This is a genomic window from Streptomyces albidochromogenes, assembly GCF_005981925.1.
In the GTDB taxonomy this organism is placed as follows: domain Bacteria; phylum Actinomycetota; class Actinomycetes; order Streptomycetales; family Streptomycetaceae; genus Streptomyces; species Streptomyces albidochromogenes.
The window spans coordinates 1-2,253 of sequence record NZ_VBVX01000536.1 but is presented as its reverse complement, the minus strand read 5'-3'; the positions used below and the strand labels follow the sequence as shown (position 1 = coordinate 2,253).

Below are 2,253 nucleotides of genomic sequence, written 5' to 3'. Positions count from 1 at the left end.
CCGGGGTGATCGAGACGCCGGGCGGCGCGCACTTCACCACCTGCGCCCCCGACTACGGCCGCGACGAGGCGTTCCAGCGGATGTACGCGGCCACGCCCTGGCCCGAGTTCGCCGCCCAGCAGCCGGCCCTCACCCCACTGGTCCAGGGACACTAGGAGCCGTACGGAGAATCACGTGATCTTCGGGAGCGCCCCGCCCCGGAGCCGGCCCGCCCGGCGAGGGGCGACCACGACGGACGACCCGCCCCCGAAGATCCACGCCGACTAGAACACCGGCACGCCGTCGCGCGTCAGCTTCCAGCCCACCACCGCGAACTCCGCCGGATCCAGCGTGCCCCTCGCCTTCACCCACGTGATGATCGTGTTACGGATCTCCTCCGAATTCGCCCACAGCTGCTTCGCCCCCGCGACATGCGGAAACGCCCCGCCGCCGCTCGCCCGGTAGTTGTTGACCGCCAGCACGAACTCAGCCGCCGCATCCACCGGCCGCCCCTCGAACGCCAGGTTCACGATCCGTGAACCGGCCGGCTTCGCGATGTCGACCTCGTACGTCAGACCCGACACCACGTCGTAGTTGTAGTCCGGGGTACCACCCGCGTTCGTCAGCTTCGACGTGTCCACCGGAGCCCCGGCCGCCGTCTGCACGTAGTACCGCGCCGAGAACTCCAGGTACTCCTTCAGCTGCGCACCGGTCAGCAGCCGCGCCTCAAGGGTGTTCTCGAACGGGTACAGACCCGCCGCGTCCTTGATCGTCACCTCGCCCGCCGGCACCTTCGCCGTCCGCGAGAAGCACGACGCCTGCGAGAGCACCGGCAGCCCCGCGTACGCCCCGCCGGCCAGCGCGGCCCGTACCGTCTCCGCCTGCACGTGATTGATCAGATCGATCAGCGGCTCGTCCTTCCACGCCGCCTCCGCCGTCGTCATCGCGGCCGTCGACGTCCCGATGACCTGATTCACGTACGCCACGACCTTCTCGTGCTCGTCACCCAGCAGCCGCACGATCTTCGGGTCCTCGGGGACCGTGTTCGAGTTCAGCACCTTCGCGCCGACCTTCTCGACCGTCCAGCGGCCCTTCGACCACACCAGGTCGAAGTCGAACAGCGTCAGCCGCTGCCCCCACTTCAGGGGCTCCGACAGGACCACCTTCTTGCCCGTCGCCCTGTTCTCCACGAAGTACTCGGCGATCTCCGTGTGCGCGTGGCCCACCAGGATCGCGTCGATACCGGGAACCTGCTCGGCGACCAGACCCGCCGCGTTCTCGACGTACGGAAGCTGATCACCGTACGACGACGTGCCGCTCGAACCCGAGTGCGCCGACACGATCACGACGTCCGCACCCATGGAGCGCAGCTTCGGCACCCACTTCGCCGCCTGCTCCTCCAGACCCGGGAACGTCATCTTCCCCTGCACGTTCTGCTTGTCCCAGATCGCGATACCCGGGTTCGTCAGACCGAGGACCGCCACCCGTACGTCACGGCCGTGCGGCGTACGCAGCCTCTTCATGAAGTACGGAGGGAACGCCGGACGCAGCGTCTTCGCGTCCAGCGCGTTCGCACCGAGCAGCGGAAAGTCGCACTGCTCCTCGAACTTCCGCAGCACCGGTATGCCGTAGTTGAACTCGTGGTTCCCGAGAGCGGCCGCGTCGTACCCGATGGCGTTCATCGACTGCGCCATCGGATGCACCGGACCGCGCTTCGCGGTGATCGGGTCCACCTTGGCGTAGTAGTACGAAAGCTGCGTTCCCTGGATCGTGTCGCCCGCGTCGATGAGCAGCGTGTTGCGGCGGCCCTTCTCCTCGCGGACCCGGTTCACCAGGGTGGAGATCTTCGCCAGACCGACGTCGTTGTGGGCCTTGTCGTCGAACTCCTTGTCCGTGAAGTAGTCCCAGTTGAAGACATTGCCGTGCAGGTCCGTCGTGCCCATGACGGTGAAGGAGTAGCGCTTGGGCCCACGCCCGTGACCGTGCGCTGCGGCGGGCGCCGCCCCGACACCGCCGACGACGGCGACACCGGCCCCCGCGGCAGCCGAGCGGCCCAGAAACGTCCTACGGTTCAGCGGCATGCTTCTTGTCTCCTCGTTCCGTGCTTCCGTCGCACAACGTGACGCGCGTAGATTCTGGCCCAACGAGCCACACCCACAACACCCCTTCGGGGTTTCGATCTGATGACCACCCGCTGTCACACCCGGGTGCGACAGTGGAGAGCGTGACCCACGAACCCGAGCACCCCGAAGCCCGCCGGCCCGACCCGTACAC

At 67.7% G+C, this 2,253-nt stretch carries 1 protein-coding gene; it reads right to left on the bottom strand.

The window, feature by feature from the left end; genetic code table 11:
- Window positions 1-263 precede the first annotated feature (263 nt).
- Entirely contained in the window at window positions 264-2,060 is a 1,797-nt protein-coding gene (locus E2E34_RS33550) for a bifunctional metallophosphatase/5'-nucleotidase (RefSeq protein WP_138905601.1), read from the bottom strand.
- Between the last annotated feature and the right edge of the window lie 193 nt (window positions 2,061-2,253).